Source organism: Rhodococcus sp. UNC363MFTsu5.1, assembly GCF_000686785.1.
Taxonomy (GTDB): domain Bacteria; phylum Actinomycetota; class Actinomycetes; order Mycobacteriales; family Mycobacteriaceae; genus Rhodococcus_G; species Rhodococcus_G maanshanensis.
On record NZ_JMLO01000004.1, the window covers coordinates 105,383 to 132,184 of the forward strand.

Consider the following 26,802-nt stretch of genomic DNA (forward strand, 5'->3'; position numbering starts at 1 on the left):
CAAGGGTTCGGGAAACCCGGAAGTGTTGCGGATAGGATTCGCGCATGGATGGGCAAGCCGACGGATCATCGACGCGACGAAAACTCCTGGACGCGGCGCGCTCTGAGTTCGCGGAGAACGGCATCGCGGGCGGACGGGTCAACCGGATCGCCGAGCGGGCAGGCGTCAACAAGGAACGCATCTACGGGTACTTCGGGAGCAAGGAAAAGCTGTTCGACGCGGTGATCATGGAGGCGCTCACCGAGCTCGGTCAGGCGCATCCGCTCACACCCGAGACCGACATCGAGGAGTACATCGGCGCGGTGTTCGACTTCCATCGCGCGCGCCCGGATCTGCTGCGGCTGTTGATGTGGGAGTCGTTGCACTACCGGGAGGAGGATCTGCCGAGCGTCGAGGCGCGCAGCCAGGTGTACCTCGACAAGGTGCAGAGCCTCTCGGGCCTGCTCGGCCGCGAGGCGGACGTCCGCACCGCGATCTCGCTGTTCACACTGATCGGGATCGCCGCATGGCCGTCCACCGTGCCGCACCTGCTGACGATGGTGACCGGTGGAGCCGAGGCGGTGGACGAGGCCACCCTTCGGGCCTCGATCATCGAGCTCGGCAAGCGTGCGATCGGCTGCTAGCGCAGGCCCTGGCCGCCGTCGACGCCGAGTGTGACACCGGTGATGTACGAGTTCGCCATCAGGAACAGCGCCGCGTGAGCGGCCTCGCGGGCGTCGCCGATTCGCCCGAGCGGGATGGAACGTCCCGCGGCCGCAACCGATTCGTCGTCGACGGGGCCGCCTGCGGTGCGGGCGAGGGCGCCGCGCAGCATCGGGGTGTCGATCCGCCCCGGCCGGATGGCATTGACGCGATTTCTCGGCGCCAACTCGAGCGCGAGCCCCCTGACGAACGTCTCGAGTGCGGCCAGCCCGGCCGCGACGACGCTGGTGTCGGCCGCAGGCCGGATCGCGAATCCGCCGGAGGTGAAGACGAGCGAACCCCCGGCCGCCAGGGTGGGTGCCGCGCGTTGTGCGACGGCATATGCGGTCGCGAGGCGGTCGCGGTACGCCGACTCGAGGGCCGGCCACGGGGTGGTCCGTGCGGGGCCGGTCGCGGCGAATCCCGCCGTCAGCAGCACGTGATCGACCGGGCCCGCGTGGGTGAAGATCGACTCCAGCCCGGCCGGGTCGCGGGCATCCGCCGCGATCGGGACCAAGCGGGCGGCGTCCGGTCCGCCGATCGTGGTGAAGGACCGTTTCAGGCTCGCCTCACCCCTGGCGACGCCGACGACGGAGGCCCCCGCCCGGTATGCCATCGCGGCGGCCGCGAGGCCGATGCCGCTGCTCGCGCCGATGACGAGTATTCGGGCGTCGGATACGTTCAGGTTGACCGGCGCCGGTCTGGATTCGTTCACGGTCCGACACTACTGAATTGTGTTCGGGTCCATTGTTTTCACGGTGATCCGAATTATTGTGAACCGTTTCGGAATTGTAAATGTGCAGGGCTGGATGGTCGCGGGAAGGCCGGCGCGGGCCGTGGCGGCCTGCCAGCCCAACCGAACGGTTGACACCTGGTGGAGGCCCGGATACCTTCTCTCCCAACGGTCATGAGTATCAGCTGACAGCCCCGGCTTGCTGATCGGCAACCCTCGCGGAGCGGTGGGGTGCCCCGGGTGAGGACCGGGCTGTATCCATGCGGATACGGCAAGCGCCCCTACTGTTGTGAAAGCCGAACACGTTGATGATCACCATGGAGTGTAGAAGCCGATCAGTCTGAGAACTGATCGGTATTCGAGTCGAGCGCTGCCGTTGCATCGCGCAGGCAAGTAGAGAATTCAAAGAGACGGATATCGACGTCGACCCCTCGTCGTATGAAGGGCCGGTATCGGCGATCGGTGTATTTCGCATTCCCCGTCTCTCTATTTCAACGTCCATTCCCCTTTGTCCGCGACAACGAGGTCGCGGGTGAAGGCTTCCCGTCTGTCGCGGCGAGCTCGCGTGGATGAACACCCGGAGGAATTCGCAGAATGAGTACCCATCCAGCCGTCCGAGGACGCACCCGCAGGCTAGTGGCGGGAATGGTCGCCTCGGTGTCGCTACTCGGTTTGACCGCCGCATGCAGCGATTCGGAGGCGGCCACCGCCGGCACCGTCTATTTCGGTGTGTCGGGCCCCAAGACGGGGCCGTCGGCGGAATACGGGCGTCTCTGGCAGCAGGGCTTCGACCTGGCGCTGGAGGAGATCAACCAGAACGGCGGCGTCGACGGGCGCAAGGTCGAGCTCAAATGGGAGGATTCGCAGTCCGACCCGAAGCAGACCGTCCCGATCGCGACGAAGTTCGTCGACGACCAGACGGTGATCGCCGAGCTCGGCGACTTCTCCTCGCCCGCCTCGATCGCCGCCTCCCCGGTGTACAACCGGGGCAAGTTGGTGCAGTACGGATTCACCAACTCCGCGGTCGAGTTCACCAACGGGGGCGAGTACTCGTGGAGTCCATCGATCACGCTCGACGTCTTCCAGGAGCGCAATGCCGAGTGGGTTTCCCGCAAGGCGAAGAAGGTCTCCGTCGTCTATCTCGAAACCGACTGGGGTAAGCAGGCATTCAAGTACTTCTCGCAGTTCGCGGCCGAGAAGGGTGTCGAGATCGTCTACTCCTCGCCGATCCTCCCTGACTCCACCGACGTCAAGCCGATCCTGATCAAGGGTCGTGAGGCGGCGCCGGAGGCATTCGTGCACCTCGGCTACGGACCCGACGGCGCCCTGGTGGTCAAGCAGCTCAGGGACGTCGGGTTCGACAAGCAGTTCTTCGGGGGCCAGAACACGCCACAGTTCATCAAGCTGGCCGGCCCCGCGGCAGAGGGCGACATCGTGAACGGGATCTTCAGCCCGGCGGACACCGATCCCCGGATCCAGGACTTCGTCGGCAAGTTCCGGGCGAAGTTCGGGGTCGATCCCGGTGACTTCAACGTCTACGCCTATGACGCACTGAAGGTCCTCGTCGACGCCGCGAACCACGGTGGTGCGACGCGGGAGGGTGTCCTGAAGGGCCTGAAGGAATCCGAGTTCAACGGAATCGGATTGGGCCAGTTCACCTTCGACCAGAAGTCTCGCCGTCCCGACGGGGTCTCGCCCCGCGAGCTGGTGCTCCAGAACGGGAAGTTCGTACCCACCACATGATCGACACCCTCATAGCCGGACTGATCCACGGCAACGCCTATGCGCTGATCGCCGTCGGGATCACCCTGATCTTCGGCGTGACCAACGTGATCAATTTCGCCCACGGCGCGGTGTTCGCGTTCGGATCGATCTTCGCTTGGTGGCTGATCGCCGAACTCGGGCTGTCACTGTGGACGACCATCGTGGTGGTGGTCGCCGTCTCGGGTCTGCTCGGATTCGTCATCAACATCGTCGCGGTGCGCCCGTTGAGTCGTGGTCCGGCGGTGGCGGCCCTCCTGGCCACCGTCGCCGCGGGCATGATCATCGAGAATCTCGTCCAGATGGTCTTCGGACCCGAGACGCGACCGTTCCCTGCGGTGCTGCCGACCAACAACTGGCAGATCGGCGGCGTGCGGTTCGGGACCTCGGACGTCGTGATGCTCGCCATCACGATCGTGGTCATGGCCGCCCTCGCCGGCTTTCTCAAGTACGGACGGTACGGGTTGGCGATCCGGGCGACGGCGCAGGACCCCGATGCCGCCCTCCAGATGGGGATCCCGGTTCCTCGCGTACAGAACCTGGCGTTCATCATCGCATCGGGCCTCGGTGGTCTGGCGGGAATCTTTGTCGGACTGTACAACTCGAACATCTCACCGACCAGCGGCACGATCGCGGGGATGAGCGGATTCGTCGCGGCGACGATCGGCGGGCTGGGCTCGATTCCCGGTGCGGTTCTCGGGGGCTTCGTGCTCGGCATCGTCGAGGCAGTGGGGATCTACCAGTTCGGGGACGGATACCGAGACCTGATCACCTTCGGGGTGCTCATCGCCCTCCTCGTGTTGAAACCGGGGGGACTGCTGGGGAGGGCGCCGTCCATCGCGAGTGAACCGCTGACCGGCACCTTCCTCGGGGCGGGTCGACAGATCCGGGTGCAGTGGTGGCAGGCGGCGGCCGTCTTGGTGGTGGTCGGGCTCGGGGTGCCGCTGGTCTCCAACAGCTACGGCCTCGTGGTCGGGACCCAGATCATCGCCTACGCCATCATCGCGGTCTCGATGACGCTGGTGGCGGGTTCGGCCGGCCAGCTCACCATCGGCCAGGCCGGGCCGATCGCGATCGGGGCGTACACCTCGGCCATCCTCACGATCAGCTACGAATGGCCCTTCCTCGCGGCGGTGGCGGCGGCCGCGCTGACCGCGGCGATCGTGTCCTCGGTGCTTGCGGCTCCGCTGTGGACGCTCAACGGCCACTACGTGGCCATCGCCACGCTCGGGATCGGTGTCGTCACGGTCGGGATCATCCGCAACTGGGAATCGGTGACCCGCGGCAGCTACGGACTGTTCGGGATCCCGGCGCCGCGGATCTTCGGATACGAGTTCTCCACGGCCGCCGACTTGTTCCGCCTCGATCTGGTATTCCTGGCCGTGACCGTGGCGGCGGTGGTCGCGATCCAGCGGTCACACCTCGGCACGGTGCTCAGGTCGGTCGGCTCCGATGAGGTGGCGGCGAGATCGTCTGGCGTCCGGGTGCGCGACTACAAGGCGCTCGCCTTCGCGATCAGCGCGGTCTTCTCCGGCATCGGCGGAGCTCTGCTCGGGCACCAGTACTCGTACATCGATCCGACGGTGTTCAACCTGGGGCTCTCGCTACTCGTGGTCACCATCATCGTGCTCGGCGGGACCGGGTCGCCCTACGGCGCGATCCTCGGTTCGGTGGTCCTGATCGGCGTCCCGGAGCTGTTCCGGCTGGCGCCGGAGGTCCGCATTCTGCTCTACGGGGTGATCCTGCTGTTGATCATCCGTTTCAGGCCACAGGGAATCTGGACGAGGAGGGACCGTGTCAGCGCAGCAGCCTGAGCAGATCCTGTCGGTGACGGGACTGCGCCGATCCTTCGGTGGAGTGCGGGCAGTCGACGGGATCGACTTCGAGGTCAACAGGGGTGAGTTCGTCTCCATCATCGGGCCCAACGGGTCGGGAAAGAGCACCACGATCAACCTGGTGTCGGGCGTCCTCCGCCCCGATTCCGGCCGGATCTTGCTGCGCGGCAGCGCGGTACGGAACGGTTCCCCGGAGGACGCGGCCGAGGCGGGGATCGCGAGGACCTTCCAGAACGGCCGGGTCTTCGGAAATCTCACCGTTGCCGAGAACATAGAGGTGGGGCTGCACACCACCCTCGGGGCCGCGCGACCGATCCGTTCCCTGGTCCGGTATCCCGTGCTCCGCTGGGTGCCGATTCTCGCGGAGTTGGCACTGGCGCTGCTGCCGACCCGGAAGGTGCGTGCCGAGCGGGAAATCCTGCGCGCCGAGGTGGATTCCGGGTTGGCGAGATTCGGGGAACGGCTCTCGCCGCGCGCCGGGGACCCGGCCTACACCCTGTCGTACGCGAACCGGAGGCGGACCGAGATCGCGCGCGCCCTCGCCCTCGACCCGGTCCTGCTGCTGCTCGACGAGCCGGCGGCGGGCATGAATCAGAGCGAAACCGCCGAGGTCGGACGTCAACTGGCCGAGCTCAAGGCGAACGGCCAGACCATCATCCTGGTCGAGCACAAGCTCGAGCTCGTCAACCAGCTCTCCGATCGCGTGATCGTCATGGACGAGGGCTCGATCATCGCGGTCGGGACCCCGGAACAGGTGCAGGCCGATGAGCGAGTGATCGAGGCCTATCTCGGGAGGCGTCGCCTGCGGCCCGCGACGGTCGGCGGGGGAGGACAGGTGGACTCCGATGGCGGTCGATGAGAACGCGGCCCCGATCCTCGAACTCGACGGGGTGAGCGTGTACTACGGGCGCTCGCGCGCGCTCGACGAGGTGTCCATCCGGGTCCGGCCGGGCGAGATCGTGTCCCTGCTCGGGGGGAACGCCTCCGGTAAGTCGACAACGATGAAGACCGCCCTCGGGCTGCTGACCCCCGCGACGGGGCGGGTGCTGATCGACGGGGAGGACGCCACCGCGGTGGCTCCCGCGGGCCGGATCAAGGCCGGACTGGCCTCGGTTCCCGAAGCGCGCCGGGTGTTTCCGGAGATGACGGTCGAGGAGAACCTGTACGTCGGTGGCTACGTGCATCGCGAGCGGCGCTCGGTGCTGGCGGAACGGGCCGCCGAGCTGTTCGATCACTTCCCGCGGCTGGCGGAGCGGCGCGGACAGCACGCGGGGACGCTTTCCGGCGGCGAGCAGCAGATGCTGGCGTTCGCGCGTGCACTGATGAGCCGGCCGCGGTTGATCTGCATGGACGAACCGACGATGGGGCTGTCCCCGCTGTTCGTCGACCGGGTACTCGACGAGATCGTCCGGCTCAACGAGCGGTTCGGGCTCGCGATCCTCATCGTCGAGCAGCAGGCCGAGCTCGCGCTGTCCATCGCGCACACCGGCAACGTCCTGGTGGGCGGCCAGATCGTGCTGCACGGCAAGGCCTCTGACCTGTTGGGAAATCCCGCAGTTCGCGAAGCATATTTGGGAAAGGTGGCATGACGTGACCGAGGACAAGCGGCTCGGGTGGTTCACCCGACTGGTCGGTGACGAGGGTCGGGACGCGGGCGAGCTCTATCGTGACGCACTGGCACAGTTCGTCCTCGCCGAGGAACTGGGTTTCGACGTCGGCTGGGTGGCCCAGCATCACGTCGATCCCGCCGAGGGCGGCCTGCCGTCACCGTTCGTGTTCCTGGCGCACGCGGCGGCCAGGCTGAGCGTCATCCGCCTCGGCACGGCCATCGTCACGCTCGGCCTGGAGGACCCGGTCCGGGTCGCCGAGGACGCGGCGGTGCTCGACGCGCTGTCCGGTGGCCGGCTCGAACTGGGTCTCGGCACCGGCGGGTCGGCGAGCGCGTTCGCGTTGTTCGCTCAGGCGGACGCGGACCGACGGGCCTTGTACGACAACAAGATCAGTCGCCTGACGGCCGCGCTGTCGGGATCCGAGATCGTCGACGACAAGCGGCTCTACCCGCGGGCGACCGGGCTGCTCGAGCGTCGCTGGCAGGCGACCTTCTCGGTCTCGGGGGCCGTCCGTGCCGGCGAATCCGGAGACGGTCTCCTGCTGTCTCGAACCCAGCCGAGGGAACCGGGTCTCGAGGGCGCGACCCTCGGGGAGGTCCAGCAGCCGTTGATCGAGGCGTACCGGGAGGCGCTCCCGGCGGGTGCGAAGCCGCGGATCGGCGTCTCGCGCAGCGTCTTCGTCGCGGACGACCACGAGGTGGCCCTCGAGCTCGCCCGGCGCGGTGCGCTGCGCTTCCGTGGATACCTGGAGCGGCTCGGCCTCGCCGACGGCAGCGAGAGCGCCGAGGACATTCTGCGCGATTCCGTCGTCGGCACCCCGGACGAGGTCACCGACCTGCTCGCGGCCGACCCGGCTGCGCAGCAGTCGACCGATCTGATCTTCCAGGTTCATCCGATCGACCCGGACCAGGCGGCGACGCTGCACTCGATCGAACTCATCGCCACGAAGGTGGCCCCGCGCCTCGGCTGGAATGGCGCCTACCGGAAGGAATCACGACCATGACAACGTCTTCGACCCAGTCCCCGCCGAACTCGACGGCGGATGTGCTCGACGGGGTGCTCGGCGCCCGGCTGGCGGGCGCCGTGTCCCCGCTCAGGTCGGTGCGGCCCGCGGTAGCGGAGCACACCCAGCGGCTGCACGACGCGCTCTTCGTCGCGCCGTCCGCCGATCTGCCGACCCGCGAGCAACTCGTCGCCGTCGCGCTGCGGGTCGCGGTGCTCGCTCGGCAACCCGCACTCGCCGAGCACTATTCGGCGCTGCTGCCCGAGGACCTCGCCGAGGCGGTGGCGACGGGTGCCGTCCACGACCCGGTGCTCGCGGCATTGCTGAGTCATGCCGCGCTGGTCACCGTCGATCCCTCGTCGGCCGCCCGGTCCGCGATCGAGACACTGCGTGCGGTCGGGCTGTCGGAGGCCGCGATCGTGACCGTGTCCCAGGCGATCGGCTTCGTCAACTACCAGATCCGGCTCGTCGCCGGGTACACCCTGATCGGAGAATCGGCATGACCGAGGTACGTGAGGTCGAACAGCACCGCCGCCCAGGCGGTTTCACCCAGGAGCAGCTGGACTGGGTGCCCTGGCTGGAGCCGATCCGGCTCGAGGACGCGACCGAGGAGCAGCGGTCCCATCTGGAGGGCTTCCGCGGCGAGAGCCCGTACTTCCGTCTGCTGGCCCGCGATCCGGAGGTGCTCGGCGAGCGCAGCGCGAACGACAAGGAGATCTTCTACGGGCGCGGCGGGCTCTCCCGTATCGAGCGAGAGCTCGCGGCGACGGCAACCTCGCGGCACAACGGCTGCGTGTACTGCACCTCAGTGCACGCACGCTTCACGGCCGAGCTGTCCAAGCGGCCTGCCGATGTGCAGAAGATCCTGGACGAGGGCGTCACGGCCCGCGTCGACGAGCGGTGGGACGCCGTCGTCGACTTCGCCGCCGCGCTCGCCGCCCAGCCACCGCGCGCGGACACGGATCACCTGGCGCGGCTTCGCGCCGTCGGGTTCACCGCCGAGGAGATCGGCGACCTCGTGCTGGCCACTGCGTCGTTCTCCTGGGCGAACCGGCTGATGCTCAGCCTCGGCGAACCGGAGGTCCCCGCGCGGGCGGCGTGAGGGCCGGGGCGCGCTCGCGGCCTCATCGGCCGCGTTTCGCGGGGTGAGACCCCTGGCCGGTGGCAGTATCGGCTTGTGACCACCAGGGATCGATCGCCGTCGCGGTTGCGGTCCTGGCTGTTCGAGAACATCACCGAGGAACCGTCGGGACACCAGGGTCCGTTCCGGGTGGTGTCGAAGCCGGAGCACAAGCACCCGTGGTGGAAGGTCATGTGCCTGACGGGCGTCGACTATTTCTCCTCGCTCGGGTACCAGCCGGGCATCGCCGCCCTGGCCGCGGGCGTGCTCTCGCCGATGGCGACCCTGGTCCTCGTCGGGCTGACGCTGCTCGGCGCGCTGCCGGTGTATCGCCGTGTCGCGCAGGAGAGCCCGCGCGGCGAGGGCTCGATCGCCATGCTGGCCCGGCTGCTGCCGAAATGGGGCGGCAAGATCTTCGTCCTGGTCCTGCTGGGGTTCGCGGCGACCGACTTCATCATCACCATGACGCTGTCCGCCGCCGACGGTGCGGCCCATGTCGTGCAGAACCCGTTCGCGCCCGCGGCCCTGCGTGGGGAGAACTTGCTGGTCACGCTGGTCCTGCTGGGTCTGCTCGCGGCCGTCTTCCTCAAGGGTTTCGCGGAGGCGATCGGGATCGCGGTCGCGCTCGTCGGGGCCTACCTGACGCTGAACCTCGTGGTGGTGGCCGCCGGACTGTGGCACGTGGCGACCGCGCCCTCCGTGGTCACGGACTGGACCGCGGCACTGACGGCCGAGCACGGCAGCCCCTGGATGATGGTCGCGATCTCGCTGCTGGTGTTCCCGAAGCTCGCGCTCGGCCTGTCCGGCTTCGAGACGGGGGTCGCGGTGATGCCCCAGATCGAGGGCGATCCGAGCGACACCAGGTCCGCGCCGCGCGGCCGGATCCGCGGGGCGCGGCACCTGCTGACCACCGCCGCGCTGATCATGAGCGCATTCCTCATCGTGACCAGCTTCCTGACCACCGTGCTGATCCCGGCGGACGAGTTCAAGGCCGGGGGACAGGCCAACGGGCGTGCGCTGGCCTACCTGGCCCACGAATACCTCGGCAACGTCTTCGGGACCGTGTACGACGTGAGCACCATCGCGATCCTCTGGTTCGCCGGTGCCTCGGCCATGGCCGGCCTGCTCAACCTGGTCCCGCGGTACCTGCCCCGGTTCGGCATGGCCCCGGACTGGGCGCGGGCGGTGCGGCCGCTGGTGCTGGTGTTCGCCGCGATCGCGTTCGGCGTCACCTGGTATTTCGACGCGAGCGTCGACGCCCAGGGCTCGGCCTACGCCACCGGGGTCCTGGTGCTGATCACCTCGGCCGCCGTCGCCGTCGCGCTGTCCGCGTACCGGCGGGGTCAGCGTCGCAAGGCGATCGGTTTCGCGGTGGTCGCGGTCATCTTCGTCTACACGACCGTCGTCAACATCGTCGAACGCCCGGAGGGCCTGCACCTGGCGATCCTGTTCATCCTCGCGATCCTGACCGTCTCGTTCGCGTCCCGCTTCACGCGGGCCTACGAACTGCGTGCCTACTCGGTGAGTTACGACGCCACCGCACGGGAGCTGATCGACGAGGCCGCGCGGGGGGTCATCCGGATCGTCGCCCACGACGCCGACCGCCCGGACCCGGAGGCGTATCGGGCGAAGGAGTCCGCTCGGCGGCGGGTCAGCCGGATCCCGGCCGCCGAGCACCTCCTGTTCCTCGAGGTGAGCGTCACCGATGCGTCGGAGTTCGCCACCGACCTGCGGGTGCACGGACATCACCGCGAGGGGTTCCGGGTGCTGACGGTTCGCAGCGCGGCCATCCCCAACTCCATCGCCGCGATCCTGCTCGACATCCGGGACCGGACCGGGACGGTCCCGAACGTGTACTTCGAGTGGACGGAGGGAAATCCGGTCCGCAACCTTCTGCAGTTCCTGTTCTTCGGGCACGGCGAGGTGGCGTCCGTGACCCGGGAGGTGCTGCGCCGCGCCGAGCCCGATGTGTCTCGCAGACCGCGCGTGCACGTCGGATAGGCTCGATCACCCCATGCGAGTCGACGGACGAGAGATCCCGGTCCAGGGCAGCCTCCTGCAGCCGTTGCGTCGGCGTACCAATGATCAGCTGCGTGTCGTGCTGGCGGCGCTGTGCATGGGCGCGGTGATCGCCACGTCGCTGATCACCCGCGGCCGCTGGGAGGCCGTGGAGAACTCGGTGTCGGACCTGATCGGGGTCGCCTCGCCGGAGGTGTCGACCCGGATCTACCTGCTGTACGGCGCCGCGATCGTGATCCTCCCGTTCGCGATTCTGGTCGGCCTCGTCCTTGGCAGGCGCTGGAAGCTGCTCGCGGGGTACGCAACCGCGGGACTGCTCGCCGTCGTCGCGCTGTCCATCACCGGCACGGGGGTGTCCGCGCCGAAGTGGCACCTCGACCTGGACGGGCACCTCGACACCTTCGTGTCGCAGTTCCTCGACGACCCGCGGTGGATCGCCATGCTGGCCGCCATGCTGACCGTGTCCGGTCCGTGGCTGCCCGCCCGCTGGCGTCGGATCTGGTGGCTGCTGCTGCTGGCCTTCGTGCCGATCCACCTGTTCGTCAGTGCCGTCGTCCCCGCGCGGTCGATGCTGGGGCTGACCGCCGGGTGGCTGATCGGCGCGCTGGTGGTGCTGTTCGTCGGCACGCCCGCGCTGGAGGTCCCCGTCGATCTCGCGGTCCGGATCCTCGGCAGGCGCGGTCTGCGGGTGGACGCGTTGTCGGTGCTGAGCCCCACCGGATCGGGCCCGCTCGTGCTCGCCGCGGACTGCAGTCCCGGGTGGCGCAAGGTCGATCTCGGCGTCGATCTCCGGAAGGCGGGTGCGGACGACGCGGTGATCCTCGAGCTCTTCGGGCCGCACCAGCGCAGCGAGGGCGCCCTCCGCCAGCTCTGGCACTGGCTCACCTTCCGGAGCTCGGAGACGCCTGCGCCGTACGCGTCGCTGCGGCGGGCGGTCGAGCACCGGGCGCTGATGTCGACCGCGGTGGCACGGATGGGGCTCTCGTCCAGCCTGGCCGTCGCGGTGTCCCCACTCGAGCGGGGCTGGATGCTCTACGCGCATTCGGTGCCCGCGGGGACCCCGCTCGAGCAGGCGGAGCCCGAGCACCTCGAGGCCGCCTGGTCCGGCCTCCGGATACTGCACGCGAATCAGGTCGCACACGGTGACCTGCGCCCGGACAACCTCCGGATCAGCGGAGACCGAGTGCATTTCGAGGGCTTCGCGCACGCGGAGGTCGGTGCGTCGGACGCGCAGCTCGAGTCGGACATCGCCCAGTTGCTGCTGACCACCGGGGCACGGTTCGGGGCGGAACCCTCGGTGCGGGCGGCGCTCGCGACGCTGGGCGAGGACGCGGTCCTCGCGGCGTCGGGCCGGTTGACCAAGTCCGCGATGCCCAAACGGCTGCGCCGGGTGCTGCCGGACGCGGACGAACTGATGTCGGCCACCCGGCACCAGGTCCGGACCCAGACCGACTCCGAGGTGATCAAGACCGAGCAGGTCACCCGCTTCAGCCGGAATCAGATCATCCAGCTGGTGCTGCTGATCGGACTGGTCTATGTCGCGTACCCGTTCGTCAGCCAGGTACCGGCCTTCCTCACCGAGCTGAAGACCGCGAACTGGTGGTGGGCGCTGTTCGGCCTTGTGGTGTCGGTGTCGAAGTACATCGGGACGGCGGTGGCGCTGTGGGCCTGCGCCTCGGAGTCGGTCCGGCTCAAGAACCTGGTGATCATGCAGTTCGCCAACACCTTCGCGGCCACCACCACGCCTGCTGGGGTCGGAGGTCTGGCGCTGAGCGTGCGGTTCCTGCAACACAACGGGCTCGGCGGGGTGCGGGCGACCGCGGCCGTCGCGCTGCAGCAGACCGTCCAGGTGGTCACCCACATCGGGCTGCTGATCCTCTTCAGCATCGCGGCGGGCAGGAGCGCGGACCTGTCCGGCTTCATCCCGAACGCCACGGTCATCTACCTGGTGGTCGGTGTCCTGCTCGGCGTGGTCGGCGCCTTCATGATCGTGCCGAGGTTGCGGCGCTGGCTGATCGACGAGCTGCGCCCCCAGATCGCCGACGTGAGCACCGAGTTGCTCGACCTCGCCCGTGATCCGGGCCGGTTCCTGCTGATCGTCGGCGGGTGTGCGGGCACCACTCTCGGTGCCGCGCTTGCCCTCTGGGCGAGCGTCGAGGCGTTCGGCGGCGAGGTCGGCTTCGTCACCGTCACGATCGTGACGATGATCGGCGGCACGCTGGCGTCCGCCGCCCCGACCCCAGGCGGTGTCGGCGCGGTCGAGGCGGCGCTGATCGGTGGGCTCGCGGCCTTCGGCGTGCCAGCCGCCGTCGCGGTGCCGTCGGTGCTGCTGTACCGGGTGCTCACCTGCTGGTTGCCGGTGTTCGCCGGCTGGCCGATCCTGCGTTGGATGCAGAAGACCGACCTCATCTAGCGCGTTCCCCTCAGCGCCTCGACCACCGCCGTCAGCAGCCGGACCGCGCCGTCCTTGTCGAGGGGGTCGTTCCCGTTGCCGCACTTGGGGGACTGCACGCAGGACGGGCACCCGGCCGTGCACTCGCAGGACCCGATCGCGTCCCTGGTGGCGCGCAACCAGCGCAGCAGCTCGGCGTGCCCGCGGTCCGCGAACCCGGCGCCGCCCTGATGGCCGTCGTAGACGAACACCGTCGGCAACCCGGTGTCCTGGTGCAGCGCCGTCGACACCCCGCCGATGTCGCCGCGGTCGCAGGTCGCCACCAGGGGCAGCAGTCCGATGGCGGCGTGCTCGGCGGCGTGCAGCGAGCCAGGGAACCGGTCAGCCGTGATGCCTGCCCGTTCCATCAGTTCCGGTGTCACCGTGTACATCACCGCGCGCGTGTTCAGGCGCTGGGGCGGCATGTCGAGCTCGATGGAGTCGAGGACCTCGCCGGAGGGCAGCCGCCGAAGGTAGCCGACCACCTGGTGGGTGACCTCGACCTCGGTCAGCGCCACCGTGACCGGGCCGTGCTCGGCGTGCTCGAGGAGGGAGGTGACGACGATCTCGGTGGTCTCGCGCGCCGAGGTGCTCCACTCCGGGGTCTCGGCGTGCACCAGCGCCAGCCCTTCCTCCAGGTCGAGCATGTCCACCACGAAGGACTCGCCCTGGTGCAGGTGCACTGCCCCCGGGTGCGCGGTCGCGGGGGCGCGGCCGCCGTCGACGGTGCCGAGCAGGCGGCCGGACTCGGCGTCGACGATGGCGACCTGCTTGCCGATGCCGCCGCGGATGTCCACCGACGCATGGGGGTTGGACTCCGCGGTGACGAACCAGCCGTGCGCGCGACGCCGGATGAGCCCCTGCTCGGCGAGCCCGTTGAGCAGGTCCACGGCGCCGAACTGCTCGACCTCGGCGTCGCTGAGCGGCAGCTCCATCGCCGCACACAGCAGCTGGGGGCCGAGCACGTACGGGTTGGACGGATCGGTGACGGTGGCCTCGACCGGTTTCTCCAGCAGCGCGGCCGGGTGGTGGACCAGGTACGTGTCGAGCGGATCGTCGCGGGCGACCAGCACCACCAGCGAGCCCTCGCCGCGGCGGCCGGACCGCCCGGCCTGCTGCCAGAACGACGCGACGGTGCCGGGGAATCCCGCGACCACCACCGCGTCCAGGCCTGCGATGTCGACCCCGAGTTCGAGGGCATTGGTGGTCGCGGCGCCGAGCAGGGTCCCGTCCGCGAGCGAGGCCTCCAGCTCGCGTCGGTCCTCGGCCAGGTAGCCGGCCCGGTAGGCGGCGACCCGTTCGGTCAGGTCCGGGGCGGACTCCGCGAGCAGCCTTTTCGTGCCCATCGCGGTCAACTCGGCGCCGCGGCGCGAGCGGACGAAGGTCAGGGTGCGGGCGCCCTCGATCATCAGGTCGGCCATGATCCGGGCGGCCTCCGACCCGGCGGCGCGGCGGACCGGGGCGCCGTTCTCGCCGGTCACCTCGGCCATCAGCGGGGGCTCCCACAGCGCGACCGTCCGCGGGCCGTGCGGGGAGCCGTCGGCGGTGACCTCCTCGCAGGGCGCGCCGATCAGCCGGGACGCCGCGGCTCCGGGCGCCGCGGTGGTGGCGCTGGCGAGGATGAACACCGGGTCGGCGGCGTAGCGACGGGCGATCCGCTTCAGCCTGCGCAGGACCAGTGCCACGTTCGAGCCGAAAACTCCTCGGTAGGAGTGACATTCGTCGATCACGACGTAGCGCAGGTTCCGGAAGAAATGGGCCCAGCGCTGGTGTGAGCGCAGCATGCCGATGTGCAGCATGTCCGGGTTGGTGAAGATCCAGCGCGAGTTGGCCCGCACCCACTGACGCACCTCTGTCGGGGTGTCGCCGTCAAAAGCGTTGGGGTAGACGGTCGCGAGCGATTCGGCCTGCTCGGTCAGCGCGATGGTGGACCGGATCTGGTCGGCCCCGAGGGCCTTGGTCGGGGCGAGGTAGAGGGCGGTTGCGCGCGGGTCCTCGGCGAGGGCGGTGAGGATGGGCAGCTGGTATGCCAGTGATTTGCCGGATGCGGTGCCGGTGGCGACCACCACGTGCGTGCCTGCCACGGCGAGCGAGGCGGCGGCCTCCTGGTGTGTCCACGGCAGCGGGATTCCGTTGCCGCGCATGGCATCGACGACATCGGGGTGAATCCACGATGGCCATTGCGTGAACCGGGACTCGCGGGCGGGCAGTTCCGCCACGTGCGTTAGCGGATCTTCGCCGTGCGGGGTGCCTGCGAGCACCCGATCGAGCAGCGACTGCCCGTAGCTTGCTGCGGCGGCCGGTTGGCTCACTGATAACTCCGAGTTCGTTGGTCGGCCGCGTACACGTGCCCGTTCACCTGCGGTTTTGATGGTACTTGCCGGGATGTGTTTAACACTGTGCGGCCCTTACCAATACTTGACGAGCGTCCAATAGAGTGGTTACCGACGCGCCGTCGGATACAAGATCATTTCTTTACGACCATTGTTTGGATTTCGACTGTTGCCATCGCGCGAACCATGATTGACTTATAAGTGGTCGCAGCTTCTGTGTTCGTGTACGCGCTCGCAGGATCGATGTTGCGAGCGCGGTGGCGATGCTTTTCCTGAGGGGGAAATCAGCGGTACAGCGGTCGGAACCGGCCCGGTGGACTGTTGACTGCTGTTCACCGAATCCGGTGTTAGAAAGTGAAGGAAAAGTATGGCACAGGGCACTGTGAAGTGGTTCAACGCGGAGAAGGGCTTTGGCTTCATCGCCCCCGAGGACGGCTCCGCTGACGTCTTCGTCCACTACTCCGAGATTCAGGGCAGCGGTTTCCGCACGCTCGAGGAGAACCAGCGCGTCGAGTTCGAGGTCGGTCAGGGCACCAAGGGTCCCCAGGCCACCGGCGTTCGCGCGGTCTGATTCATTCGTTCCTCGAGACGGATCATCTCGTCCCCCAGCGCCGTGAGGTGGTGGGGGACGAGTCGTTTCCCGCCGGGCTCCGCGCGGCCTGCCGTGTCAGCGCGGGCGGGGCGGCCGGATTGTCCTACTGTCCCTCTTGTGAACCAGCTGTCCTTCTTCTCCGCGGAGGCGGTGCCGCCCGCGGTATCGGACCTGAGCGGGCTGCTGGCCGCGCAGGGGCAGGTCTCCGTCGCCGCCGGCCGGGCCAGGGTCTCGGTCGTGGTCGACGCCTCGTGGCGGGCCGACGCCGTCGCCGAGCTGATCGAGGAGACCGGGCTGGCCGCCGAGATCACCCGATCCGATGAGGGCAGCCCGCTGGTCCGCACCGCATCGGTGCCCGAGCTGGCCGCGCTCGCGGCCCAATGGACCAAGGGTGCGGTCAAGGCGGTGCCCGTCGGCTGGATCCCGGACTCGCGCGCCCTGCGGGCCTGGGTACTGGCCGCGGGCAGGTCCGAGGGTGAGGGCGATCGGTTCGTGCTCGGGCTCGACCCGCACGCCCCCGACACCCACCCGGTGCTCGCCCAATCGCTGATGCGGGCCGGGATCGCCCCCACCCTCATCGGCACCCGCGGAGCGGGCCCCGGGCTCAGGATCGTCGGGCACAAGCGGCTGATGCGGCTGGTCGAGAACATCGGCCAGGCCCCTGACCGGCAGGAGGCGCGCGAGGCCTGGCCGCAGGTGTAGAACAGTCGACACGGGATTGATCTGCAAGGATGGTCTCGCGGATGTGTCACTCTGTTACTGAAGTGATCGCCGTTTCGAGTCGAGGAAGGTGCAGGCAGCAAGGTGGCAGCTCGGGAGAAGGACACGGCGGGCGACAGCCCCGCCACAGCCGACCAGACGCGCCGTCTCGTGATCGTCGAGTCGCCGACCAAGGCCAGGAAAATTGCCCCCTACCTGGGCAAGAACTACGTCGTCGAGGCCTCGGTCGGCCATATTCGCGACCTCCCGCGGGGCGCGGCGGACGTGCCTGCCAAGTACAAGGGTGAGCCGTGGGCCCGGCTCGGCGTCAACGTCGACCACGACTTCGAGCCGCTGTACGTGGTGAGCCCGGACAAGAAGACCAAGGTCGCCGAGCTCAAGAGCCTGCTCAAGGACGCCGACGAGCTCTACCTCGCCACCGACCCCGACCGCGAGGGCGAGGCCATCGCCTGGCACCTGCTCGAGACACTGAAGCCGAAGATCCCGGTCCGCCGGATGGTCTTCCACGAGATCACCAAGCCCGCCATCCTGGCCGCGGCGCAGGACACCCGCGACCTCGACCAGGACCTGGTGGACGCGCAGGAGACCCGGCGCATCCTCGACCGCCTCTACGGCTACGAGGTCAGCCCGGTGCTGTGGAAGAAGGTCATGCCGAAGCTGTCGGCAGGCCGCGTGCAGTCGGTGGCGACCCGCGTCATCGTGCAGCGCGAACGCGAGCGGATGGCCTTCCGGTCCGCCGAGTACTGGGACATCTCCGCCACCCTCGACGCGGGCGCCGAGGCGAACCCGCGCAGCTTCGGCGCGCGCCTGGTCAGTGTCGACGGCAGCCGCGTGGCCGCCGGCCGCGATTTCGGGGCCGACGGCCAGCTGAAGTCGACCGGCGTCACGGTGCTGGACGAGGGCTACGCCCGCCGCCTCGCCGAGGCGCTGCACGGCACCGACCTCACCGTCTCGTCCGCCGAGGACAAGCCGTACACCCGCAAGCCGTACGCGCCGTTCATGACCTCGACGCTGCAGCAGGAGGCGGCACGCAAACTGCGCTTCACTTCCGAGCGCACCATGCGGACCGCGCAGCGGCTGTACGAGAACGGCCACATCACCTACATGCGTACCGACTCGACCACGCTGTCGGCGTCGGCGATCTCCGCGGCGAGGGCGCAGGCCACCGAGCTGTACGGCGCCGAGTACGTCAGCCCGTCGCCGCGGCAGTACACCCGCAAGGTCAAGAACGCGCAGGAGGCGCACGAGGCGATCCGCCCCGCAGGCGACGTCTTCGCCACCCCGGGGCAGCTGCACTCGCAGCTGGCCGCCGACGAGTTCAAGCTCTACGAGCTGATCTGGCAGCGCACCGTGGCCTCGCAGATGGCCGACGCGCGCGGCACCACCCTGACGCTGCGGATCACCGGCACCGCAGGCACCGGCGAGGAGTGCACCTTCTCCGCGTCCGGCCGCACCATCACCTTCGCGGGCTTCCTCAAGGCATACGTCGAGAGCGTCGACGAGGAGGCGGGCGGCCAGTCCGACGACGCCGAGTCGCGGCTGCCGGTGCTCGTCGCCGGGCAGGCGGTCACCGCCACCAAGCTGGATCCGGACGGTCACACGACGAACCCGCCCGCCCGCTACACCGAGGCCAGCCTGATCAAGGCCCTCGAGGAGCTGGGCATCGGTCGCCCGTCGACGTACTCGTCGATCATCAAGACGATCCTGGACCGCGGCTACGTCTACAAGCGCGGCAGTGCCCTTGTGCCGTCCTGGGTGGCGTTCGCCGTGATCGGGCTGCTGGAGGCGCATTTCGGCAGGCTGGTCGACTTCGACTTCACGGCGGGCATGGAGGACGACCTCGACGAGATCGCCGGTGGTCGCGAGCAGCGCGGAAACTGGTTGTCCAGCTTCTACTTCGGTGGCGAGCGCGGCGCCGAGGGTTCGGTCGCGCGCTCCGGCGGACTGAAGAAGATGGTCGGTACCAATCTCGAGGACATCGATGCCCGCGAGGTGAACTCGATCCGGTTGTTCGCCGATTCCGAGGGCCGCGACGTCGTGGTGCGGGTCGGCCGGTTCGGGCCGTACCTCGAGCGCATGGTCGTCAATCCCGATGACCCCGATGGGGATCCGGTCTCGCAGCGCGCGAATCTGCCCGACGACCTGCCCCCGGACGAGCTGTCGCCCGAGTACGCGGAGAAGCTGTTCGCCACCCCGCAGGACGGTCGCAAGCTCGGCGTCGACCCGCTCACCGGGCACGAGATCGTCGCGAAGGAGGGGCGTTTCGGTCCGTACGTGACCGAGATCCTGCCCGAGCCGGAACCCGAACCCGAGCCGGATATCGTGCCGGTCACGGCCGAGGGGGAGGGCGCCGTCACGACCAAGGCGCCCGCGAAGAAGGCCGCCGCGAAGAAGACCGCCAAGAAGGCCGCGGGCCCGAAGCCGCGGACCGGCTCGCTGCTCAAGAGCATGGACGTGGCGACGGTGACGCTCGAGGACGCGCTGCGGCTGCTCTCGCTGCCGCGCGTGGTCGGCGTCGACCCGGAGTCGAAGGAAGAGATCACCGCGCAGAACGGGCGTTACGGCCCGTACCTGAAGAAGGGCACCGATTCTCGTTCGCTGGAGAACGAGGAGCAGATGTTCACGGTGACCCTCGAGGAGGCGCTGAAGATCTACGCGGAGCCCAAGCGCCGGGGCCGCACGGGTGCGGCGACCCCGCCGCTGCGTGAGCTCGGCAAGGACTCGGCGACGGACAAGCCGATGGTGATCAAGGACGGCCGCTTCGGTCCGTACGTCACCGACGGCGAGACGAACGCGAGCCTGCGCAAGGACGACGATGTCGCGACCATCACCGACGAGCGCGCCTCGGAGCTGCTCGCCGACCGGCGCGCGCGTGGGCCGGTGAAGAAGAAGGCGGCCGCGAAGAAGGCGCCCGCCAAGAAGGCCGCTGCGAAGAAGACCGCGGCCAAGAAGGCGCCGGCCAAGGCGGTCGCGAAGAAGGCTGCAGCGAAGAAGTCCTGACCGGCCGGCGCTGAGGTGGTGTAGCCGAGGTGGCGTATCGGGAACTGCGCGCGGAGGTTCCGGGGGCGGTCGCCTGGTCGGTGATCGCCGGGCCCCACCCGCAGCAGGACGAGGGCACCCTGGTCCTGCCCGACGGGTGCATGGATCTGATCTGGCACTGCGGCGGGCTGCTGGTGGCAGGCCCGGACACCCGGGCGCACCGCACCACCGCCGCTGGTGCCAGGGCGATCGGACTGCGGTTCGCGCCAGGCGTCGGTCCGCACGTGTTCGGCGTCCGCGCCGACGAGCTGCGCGACATTCGGGTGCCGTTGGAGCAGCTGTGGCCGGATGCGATGGTGCGCAGGCTCTTCCATGCCGCCGAGGCGGATCCGCTGCGGGCGATCAGTACGGTGGCACGCGACCGTCTCGACGGGGTCGGGCGACCCGTCGAGACCGCGATCGCGGCGCGGCTGGCCCGCGGTGTCCCGGTGGCGCAGGTCGCCGCGGACGTGGGCTGGAGCGAACGCCGCCTGCACCGAAAGTCCTTGTCCGCATTCGGGTACGGCCCGAAGACGCTGGCCAGGGTGCTCCGCTTCGACCGCGCACTCGGGCTCGCCCGCGCGGGCGTCCCGCTCGCCAGGGTCGCGGCCGAGGCGGGCTTCAGCGATCATGCACACCTGGCCAGGGAGGTCCGGGCGCTGGCCGGGGCCTCCATGACCGGGCTCCTCGGTCAGCCGGGCAGGGCCGAGAACAGTTCGATACCGTGGCCGTCCGGGTCCCTGACGACCGCGTAGCGCTGTCCCCAGAACGCGTCCCACGGCTTGGACTCCGCGGCGCAGCCGGCCTCGGTGAGCTCGCTGTACTTGGCGTCGACCGCCTCGGGCGTGCCGCAGTCGAAGGCCATCGAGGGGCCACCGGTCCCCGGTGCGAATTCGGGGGAGAAGCCACGGATGACCTCGAGGGTGTCCCAGGCCACCCGCAGTCCGCCAGGCAGGGTGATCTCGTGGTGTTGCTCCTGGCCGGGATCGGCGGGCAGGTCGAAGCCGAGCCGCCGGTAGATGTCGAAGGATCGGGACAGGTCCGCGACGGCGAGACCGATCATCGAGAGCTGAGGTGTCATGCCGCGACGGTAGTTCCCTGCGGCCCGGACCGTCTTGAACGTTTCGGACGCCCGCCCGGAGGCGTCGGCCCCGCCCGATAGGCTCGGCCCGTGGCGGGAGTATTCGATCGACTGGTCGGCCAGGAGCACGTCGAGGTGGAGCTGACCGGTGCCGCGAGGGCGGCAAGGGGCGGCGCCGAATCGGCGGGTTCGCTGATGACGCACTCCTGGCTGTTCACCGGGCCGCCCGGCTCCGGCCGCTCCGTCGCGGCGCTGTGTTTTGCGGCCGCGCTGCAGTGCACTGACGAGGGCGAACCCGGATGCGGGCGATGCCACGCCTGCACCACCACGATGGCAGGCACCCACGGCGACGTGCGCCGGGTGATCCCCGAGGGGCTGAGCATCAGCGTCGCGGAGATGCGCGGCATCGTGCAGACCGCGTCGCGTCGCCCCAGTACCGGGCGCTGGCAGGTGGTGGTGATCGAGGACGCGGACCGGCTGACCGAGGGCGCGGCCAACGCGCTGCTCAAGGTCGTCGAGGAGCCGCCGGCGCGGACCGTGTTCCTGCTGTGCGCGCCCTCGGTGGACCCGCAGGACATCTCGGTGACGTTGCGGTCCCGGTGCAGGCACGTGGCGCTGGTGACTCCTTCTGTGGAGGCGATCGCCGGGGTGCTGCGCGAGCGCGATCAGCTCGACGCCGAGACCGCGCTGCTGGCCGCCTCGATCAGCGGCGGCCACGTCGGCAGGGCCCGACGGCTGGCGACGGACGAGGAGGCCCGAACGCGGCGCGGCCAGGCACTGGGCATCGCCTCCGCGGCGACCCGCCCGGCCACCGGATACGCCGCGGCCGACGAGCTGGTCCGGGCCGCGGAGGCCGAGGCCAAGGAGATGAGCGCGGCCCGCGACGAACGCGAGACCGAGGAACTGCGCACCGCTCTCGGCGCGGGCGGGACCGGCAAGGGGGCTGCCGGCGCGCTGCGCGGGTCGGCCGGGGCGCTCAAGGACCTCGAGCGCAGGCAGAAGTCGCGGGCCACCAGGACCGGCCGAGACAGCCTCGATCGTGCCCTGATGGACCTGGCGGGGCTGTACCGGGACGCGCTGGCGGTCGCGCTCGGGTCGGGGGCGCAGCCGAACCACCCGGACAAGGCGGACCAGGTCAGGAAGATGGCCGCGGCGGGCAGCCCCGAGGCGCTGCTGCGGTGTGTGGAGGCGGTGCTCGAGTGCCGCGAGGCGCTCTCGATCAACGTCAAGCCCCGGTTCGCGGTGGCCGCGATGGTCGCCAAGCTGGGTGCCGAGCTGAAGTAGTGGGGGCCGTTTTCGCATCCGCGGGGTGAGCCGCTAGACTCCCTCTGGCTCGACCGCGAGGTCGGGCACGCCGCCTTAGCTCAGTCGGTAGAGCATTTCACTCGTAATGAAAAGGTCAAGAGTTCGATTCTCTTAGGCGGCTCGGCGAATCCCCAGGTGAGAGCATGAATCACCTGGGGATTTCTGCATTCCGGGGCAGGGAGGGTGGGGACACAAACGCCCAGGTGGGGAACCGTGCTCCGGAGCTGCGGCGGAACGGATCCGGAACAGATTCGGCTGGGCTGACATGCGGAAACTGCGGATGCCAGGTGACGGGCACTCTGGGAGCTGGCCGCACAGGGGATGAACCTACAGAATCCGACCGGTCTCGTCTGGTATGGATACGAGCATGAAGAGAACCGTCCTTGTCGCCGCGGCTGCGGCCGTCTTGCTCGTCGGGTGCTCGTCGGGCGGGGACGGCCCGACAGAGGTTGTCAGTACCCAAGGCGCGACGCCGACCGCCGCGATGCCAGGCGTCGACGAGGCGCGCGCGAAGCTGCAGCGCGAGGTCGAAGGGGACGCCACGATGACCGTCAAGCCAGAGGCCGCAGGCGGCCTGTACGGGGTGTCACCCGCCGGGGTGACTACGTCGGTCAACGTGCCGCCGAACATTTCGGGGCCCGAGTTCAACCAGACGTGCCAGGAGGCCGCGGTGTGGCTCGCGATGCTCGAGGGTGGCACCCCCGAGTTGAACGCCGAGAGCATGCTGCAGGTGCTGCAGTCGGACCCGTCCGAGTTCGGCATGGATCCCAACTCGCCCGAGGTGTGGGCAAACGGGACGCCGCAGATGCACGCGGACGTGATTGCTGCTGTCAACGCGGCTGCGCGCGGGGAATGCTGATGTCAGAGGAACAGCAGCCCCGCTGGGACGACCCGCAGGTTCGCAGTGTGACGATCGTCCCGCTAGGGACGATCGTCACGCACGTCGGGACCAGGCGCGCTGACGGCACCTTCAAGTTCGCCGAGACACCCAAATGGCGCTCGATGTCACATGACCCGTGGGTCGAGGTGGACGTGTCGATGATCGAAGGCCGCCTTGAGGTCGAGGATGCTTGGCGGCGAGTTCGCCGTATGACCGCACCGGCGGCTAAGCGTTTGCGCGACGCTGCTCGGTACTTCCTCGCGGACCACCTCTACGAAAACAACTACTTCGCGATGCGGACGCCCACCGCGAATATCCCGGAGCACGTCAGTGTCTACGGGGACATGGAAGAGATTTCCGCACCGTACCCCGACAGGAAAGACATGCTGATTTTCGAGCAGGCACATCGTTCCTGGTGGTCAGAGCCCACCCGTGTCAGACTGGAAGAAATCGAACTCGAGCGAGTGGGAATCGAAGATGCTGCCTGAGATTGCGCGCTGGGTGGGCGAACCTGCCAAACAGCGGCCGACAATCCTCCAGCATTGGGATGGCATTCCGTCGGTGACCCTGTCGAAAATCACTTCGGGTGCCCGGCTCCTTTGGATCTTCCACGAGGACTTTCCAGAGCAGTTTGGCGTCTTCGTCCACCTCACGACAGACGAGGCCCAGTCGGTGTTCGAGACCCCCAACGACGTTGGGTTGCTCGAAGGAATCAGGACCCGGCTGAGGGATCGCGTCGCCTACGTTTGGCGCAAGGATCATCAGCACATGGGGGCCGCGCCGTACCGGATCCCGAAGCGGGGCAGTGAGCCCCAGTTCGCAGAAGCGATCTGGTCGGCCGCGGAAGCCGTGAAACCGATGATCGACCTCCGGAGGGCGGGAGCGCTCAGTGCGGACACGCGTTCAGTCTCCGAGGCCGTCGCCATGGCCCGAACCAAGACACTGGCAGCGGCTGCCGCCAGCTAGTGGGTCGGCGCACCCAGCTCCAGATCTTTCGCACAGGCGTTCGATACCTGTTACGGTGACACCGAGTGGCAGGGCGGAGGGTTCCTGTGTGTTCTGTCAAGCGCGAGCTGTTCGAACACGGAGGGCCGCTTGGGTCTTGGCGCGGGTCGGTGGGGCAGTTTGTCCGGGAAGCACCGGCCCGCGCCATCAACCGCCGCGAGGCGGTCTACTCCATGCGAAACCACTGACTATTGTGGTGCTTTCGAGGCATCTGGCGGTCGTGACCTGCCCTGCCTTGCCGGTCGGCGCGGGGCTTGCCTTTGGCCATATGATCGCTGATGCCGCGTCAAGGGCACGCCATCACCGGTGGGGCCTATCTCCGCCGTTTGTTCGCATGTGCCGGTGTCCAACTGGCCGCCGGTTGACGAAGATCGCGCCGAGGCCCAGACCTGCGGGGCGGGGCTGGGCCACGCAAAGCGAAAGGGGCCCCGGGCGCGAAAGCTCACGTCCGAGGCCCCTTTTCGGGGAGTTTTGTGCGGCTTAGTTGGTGCGGACCTTGAGGCCGGGGTTGTCGGTGAGGATGTCCACGATCGGTGTCGCCCACACGGTGGGCTTGTCGAAATCACTAATGTCCGGATCTGCGGCGAACGTATCGCACATCGCCTGGCTCAAGGGAGCCATGTTGGACACGCTCGTGATGCCCAGTGCCTGGGTGCCGGTGATCAGGGCGCCGCCGCTGTCGCCGCTCAGCCCACAGAGACGCGCGGTGAATTTGCCATTGAAGCGATTGCCGGGTCCGTGGCTTTTGCCGGAATCTAGGATCGTGCCGCACTGGTAGCCGGTAACTTTGCCGGCCATGCACACCGGCGCCCCCGCGGTGGGAGTGGCGGTGCCGGTGATCGCTACCGGGGCCTTGCCGCGGGCGCGAACGTAGTTGTTCTGGAAGCGCTTGGCGACGTTGTCGTCGATCTTGACCAGTCCGTGGTCAAGTGGTCCGCCGGTTCCATTTGGTCCGTTGGTTCCATCGACCGACTTGGCGAAGGCGCCGATCCGAACGCCGCCGCGGTTGGCCCCCTCGTATGCGGTGGTGGCGTTAGGAGTGCCTGCGGCTGCGGGGTTCCCGTCGCAGTGGCCGGCCGTGATGACCACAGTGCGGCCGGCTCCGTCGGTGCCGTTGAACCCGAGCGTGCAAGTGTGGGATACGCCCCAGGCGTCCGTGACGACGTAGGGGTCGCCGCCCATGATGGCGTCGGCGGCTGGCGGCTTGGGCTTGGTGGTGGGCTGGGGGGCCCCTGCGACGGTGACCTGCCCGGTGGTGGTGGATCCGGTGACGCCGTCGCGGCCGGAGAAGATGGCCTTGATGGTGCGCTTGCCGGCGTGCTCGGGGACCCATTCCATGGTGGCGGTGCCGTCGGCGCCGACCGGTACTTCTTCGTAGCTGTCTGTACCGTCCTCGAACACGACGTTGCCGCCCGCTGCCGCGGGGGTGATCTTCGCCTTCAGGGTGGTGAGCTTGCCGACGGTGGCTCCGGTGATGGGATCGAGGGTTGTGGTGGAGGCGGTGGTGCTGCTGTCAGCCTTGGCGACGGTGACTTCCCGGGTGGTGGTGGAACCCTTGACGCCGTCGCGGCCGGAGAAGGTGACCTTAATGGTCACCTTGCCCGCGGTCTCGGGAAGCCAGTCCGTGGTGGCGGTGCCGTCGGCGCCGACCGATACGGCGGAGGCGAACTCGTCAAATTTGCCGCCGTTGACAGCCTCCTCGAACCTGAGGTCGCCGCCCGCTGCTGCGGGGCTGACCTTCACGGTGAGGGTGACCGGCTTGCCGACGGTGGCACCGGTGACCGGGCTAAAGGTGATGGTGGAGGCGGCCGGATCGGTGGGCTTCGTGGTGGTGGGTGCGGTGGTAGTGGGTTCGGTGGGCTTGGTCGGTTCGGTCGGTTTGGTGGGTTCGGTGGTGGGTTTCGGGTCGGACGAGCCGAGCGAGCCGAGTGCCGGTGGTTCGGACGCGGCGGGAGCCGGCCCCTGCACCACGCGCACGAACTTGAGGAAGTCCGGCAGTTGCAGGCCCTGACCCGCGGCGATGTCGTGGACGCCCAGCGCGATGTCGTTGTTGACCGTGTTGATCTTGGTGCCGGTGACCAGGCCGGCCAGCGGCGGGGGGAGCTGCTGGATCCAGGTGTTGAGCTGGTCGGACAGGTCGTTGAGGGTTTGCTCGCTGCGCGCCTGGTCCTTGACCTTGTAACCGGCGGCCTCGACGGCGGTGCGGGCGGAGGCCTTGTCCGGTCCGTCAGCAAGGCCGACCAGCGGGGTGCCGGCTTTGTCGAGCCAGGCGCCGGAGAAGGCGGTGGGGAACTTGCCGCGCAGTGTGTCGGCGAACGCCGCCAGTTCCTGCCCGGTTTTGGCCCTGTCGAGGTACTGGTCGGGACTGAGTCCGAGGTCGCGTTGGACCGCGGCCACCAGGTCCTCGGGCAGCGCGGGTGCCGGGGCTGTGGGTTGCGCTTGGGCAAGGGTCGCGCACGGCGCGACCAGCAGGAGTGCCGCGGTGCCGATCATCGCGGCACGGCGGGCGCGGATACTACGCATGGGGACCTTTCGGTGTGAGCGTGTGTGGGGGTATGACCACGGTGTTGGGGCTGAGTCGGTTGCGGGGACTGTAGGGGTGATGTCCGCCGCTGACTACCGAAAATTGGTGGGATGAATACTGGGCTCAGTGGCGCCTGTCGGTGGCCCGACTC

22 protein-coding genes, 1 tRNA gene and 1 riboswitch are annotated in these 26,802 nt (G+C 68.8%); of the genes, 19 read left to right on the top strand and 4 right to left on the bottom strand.

Going from position 1 to position 26,802, the window contains the following annotated elements; genetic code table 11:
• Positions 1 to 44 precede the first annotated feature (44 nt).
• The gene (locus tag BR31_RS0107245) at positions 45 to 623 is read left to right on the top strand and encodes a TetR/AcrR family transcriptional regulator (RefSeq protein WP_027500379.1); all 579 of its coding nucleotides are present in this window, start codon (positions 45 to 47) and stop codon (positions 621 to 623) included.
• On the opposite strand, the gene BR31_RS0107250 is transcribed toward BR31_RS0107245, so the two are convergent.
• Complete coding sequence (locus BR31_RS0107250; protein WP_051637046.1) at positions 620 to 1,396, bottom strand: SDR family oxidoreductase; 777 nt, start codon at positions 1,394 to 1,396, stop codon at positions 620 to 622. The genes BR31_RS0107245 and BR31_RS0107250 overlap by 4 nt on opposite strands.
• A gap of 188 nt (positions 1,397 to 1,584) precedes the next feature.
• A riboswitch (SAM riboswitch) is annotated at positions 1,585 to 1,698 on the top strand.
• Between the two features lie 310 nt (positions 1,699 to 2,008).
• Here BR31_RS0107250 and BR31_RS0107255 point away from each other — a divergent pair.
• The 9 genes from BR31_RS0107255 (at position 2,009) to BR31_RS0107295 (ending at position 13,175) form a co-directional block, all read left to right on the top strand.
• Entirely contained in the window at positions 2,009 to 3,157 is a 1,149-nt protein-coding gene (locus tag BR31_RS0107255) for an ABC transporter substrate-binding protein (protein WP_027500381.1), read from the top strand.
• Positions 3,154 to 4,989 (top strand): ABC transporter permease, encoded by a 1,836-nt coding sequence (locus BR31_RS0107260; protein ID WP_027500382.1) that lies wholly within the window; start codon positions 3,154 to 3,156, stop codon positions 4,987 to 4,989. Before BR31_RS0107255 ends, BR31_RS0107260 begins: the two co-directional genes overlap by 4 nt.
• Complete coding sequence (locus BR31_RS27740; RefSeq protein ID WP_051637047.1) at positions 4,970 to 5,869, top strand: ABC transporter ATP-binding protein; 900 nt, start codon at positions 4,970 to 4,972, stop codon at positions 5,867 to 5,869. The genes BR31_RS0107260 and BR31_RS27740 overlap by 20 nt, the downstream gene beginning before the upstream one ends.
• A complete protein-coding gene (locus tag BR31_RS0107270) occupies positions 5,856 to 6,599 on the top strand; it encodes an ABC transporter ATP-binding protein (RefSeq protein ID WP_027500383.1) in 744 nt (247 codons plus the stop codon). Before BR31_RS27740 ends, BR31_RS0107270 begins: the two co-directional genes overlap by 14 nt.
• A 1-nt stretch (position 6,600) precedes the next feature.
• On the top strand, positions 6,601 to 7,623 hold the full coding sequence (locus tag BR31_RS0107275; protein ID WP_027500384.1) for an LLM class flavin-dependent oxidoreductase: 1,023 nt from the start codon (positions 6,601 to 6,603) through the stop codon (positions 7,621 to 7,623).
• Positions 7,620 to 8,126, top strand: a complete 507-nt coding sequence (locus BR31_RS27745) for a hypothetical protein (protein ID WP_156042385.1) — start codon at positions 7,620 to 7,622, stop codon at positions 8,124 to 8,126. The genes BR31_RS0107275 and BR31_RS27745 overlap by 4 nt, the downstream gene beginning before the upstream one ends.
• Complete coding sequence (locus BR31_RS0107285; protein WP_027500385.1) at positions 8,123 to 8,725, top strand: peroxidase-related enzyme; 603 nt, start codon at positions 8,123 to 8,125, stop codon at positions 8,723 to 8,725. The genes BR31_RS27745 and BR31_RS0107285 overlap by 4 nt, the downstream gene beginning before the upstream one ends.
• A 210-nt stretch (positions 8,726 to 8,935) precedes the next feature.
• Positions 8,936 to 10,744 (top strand): APC family permease, encoded by a 1,809-nt coding sequence (locus BR31_RS0107290; protein WP_231496410.1) that lies wholly within the window; start codon positions 8,936 to 8,938, stop codon positions 10,742 to 10,744.
• 13 nt (positions 10,745 to 10,757) lie between these two features.
• A complete protein-coding gene (locus tag BR31_RS0107295) occupies positions 10,758 to 13,175 on the top strand; it encodes a lysylphosphatidylglycerol synthase domain-containing protein (RefSeq protein WP_027500387.1) in 2,418 nt (805 codons plus the stop codon).
• On the opposite strand, the gene BR31_RS0107300 is transcribed toward BR31_RS0107295, so the two are convergent.
• Entirely contained in the window at positions 13,172 to 15,505 is a 2,334-nt protein-coding gene (locus tag BR31_RS0107300; protein ID WP_027500388.1) for a DEAD/DEAH box helicase, read from the bottom strand. The genes BR31_RS0107295 and BR31_RS0107300 overlap by 4 nt on opposite strands.
• A gap of 388 nt (positions 15,506 to 15,893) precedes the next feature.
• Here BR31_RS0107300 and BR31_RS0107305 point away from each other — a divergent pair, with 388 nt between their 5' ends.
• The 4 genes from BR31_RS0107305 to BR31_RS27750 all read left to right on the top strand — a co-directional run bounded on the left by BR31_RS0107305 (position 15,894) and on the right by BR31_RS27750 (position 20,611).
• Positions 15,894 to 16,097 (top strand): cold-shock protein, encoded by a 204-nt coding sequence (locus tag BR31_RS0107305; RefSeq protein WP_005248460.1) that lies wholly within the window; start codon positions 15,894 to 15,896, stop codon positions 16,095 to 16,097.
• A gap of 138 nt (positions 16,098 to 16,235) precedes the next feature.
• The gene (locus BR31_RS0107310) at positions 16,236 to 16,820 is read left to right on the top strand and encodes a hypothetical protein (RefSeq protein ID WP_027500389.1); all 585 of its coding nucleotides are present in this window, start codon (positions 16,236 to 16,238) and stop codon (positions 16,818 to 16,820) included.
• Positions 16,821 to 16,922: 102 nt separating this feature from the next.
• Complete coding sequence (topA, locus tag BR31_RS0107315) at positions 16,923 to 19,838, top strand: type I DNA topoisomerase (protein ID WP_027500390.1); 2,916 nt, start codon at positions 16,923 to 16,925, stop codon at positions 19,836 to 19,838.
• Positions 19,839 to 19,867: 29 nt separating this feature from the next.
• Positions 19,868 to 20,611 carry a helix-turn-helix domain-containing protein gene (locus BR31_RS27750; RefSeq protein ID WP_037175869.1) on the top strand — a complete coding sequence of 248 codons (744 nt, stop codon included), beginning with the start codon at positions 19,868 to 19,870 and terminating at the stop codon, positions 20,609 to 20,611.
• Here BR31_RS27750 and BR31_RS0107325 read toward each other — a convergent pair.
• Positions 20,548 to 20,937 carry a VOC family protein gene (locus tag BR31_RS0107325; RefSeq protein WP_027500391.1) on the bottom strand — a complete coding sequence of 130 codons (390 nt, stop codon included), beginning with the start codon at positions 20,935 to 20,937 and terminating at the stop codon, positions 20,548 to 20,550. The genes BR31_RS27750 and BR31_RS0107325 overlap by 64 nt on opposite strands.
• 90 nt (positions 20,938 to 21,027) lie before the next feature.
• Here BR31_RS0107325 and BR31_RS0107330 point away from each other — a divergent pair, with 90 nt between their 5' ends.
• The 5 genes from BR31_RS0107330 (at position 21,028) to BR31_RS0107350 (ending at position 24,088) form a co-directional block, all read left to right on the top strand.
• Positions 21,028 to 22,221 carry a DNA polymerase III subunit delta' gene (locus BR31_RS0107330; RefSeq protein ID WP_027500392.1) on the top strand — a complete coding sequence of 398 codons (1,194 nt, stop codon included), beginning with the start codon at positions 21,028 to 21,030 and terminating at the stop codon, positions 22,219 to 22,221.
• A 69-nt stretch (positions 22,222 to 22,290) separates the two neighbouring features.
• Positions 22,291 to 22,363, top strand: a tRNA-Thr gene (locus BR31_RS0107335).
• Between the two features lie 246 nt (positions 22,364 to 22,609).
• Positions 22,610 to 23,101 carry a lipoprotein LpqV gene (gene lpqV / locus BR31_RS30475; protein WP_156042386.1) on the top strand — a complete coding sequence of 164 codons (492 nt, stop codon included), beginning with the start codon at positions 22,610 to 22,612 and terminating at the stop codon, positions 23,099 to 23,101.
• The gene (locus BR31_RS0107345; protein ID WP_156042387.1) at positions 23,101 to 23,610 is read left to right on the top strand and encodes a hypothetical protein; all 510 of its coding nucleotides are present in this window, start codon (positions 23,101 to 23,103) and stop codon (positions 23,608 to 23,610) included. The genes lpqV and BR31_RS0107345 overlap by 1 nt, the downstream gene beginning before the upstream one ends.
• Positions 23,600 to 24,088 carry a hypothetical protein gene (locus BR31_RS0107350; RefSeq protein ID WP_027500394.1) on the top strand — a complete coding sequence of 163 codons (489 nt, stop codon included), beginning with the start codon at positions 23,600 to 23,602 and terminating at the stop codon, positions 24,086 to 24,088. The genes BR31_RS0107345 and BR31_RS0107350 overlap by 11 nt, the downstream gene beginning before the upstream one ends.
• A gap of 519 nt (positions 24,089 to 24,607) precedes the next feature.
• Here BR31_RS0107350 and BR31_RS32370 read toward each other — a convergent pair.
• Entirely contained in the window at positions 24,608 to 26,650 is a 2,043-nt protein-coding gene (locus tag BR31_RS32370) for an Ig-like domain repeat protein (protein WP_051637050.1), read from the bottom strand.
• Positions 26,651 to 26,802: the final 152 nt, after the last annotated feature.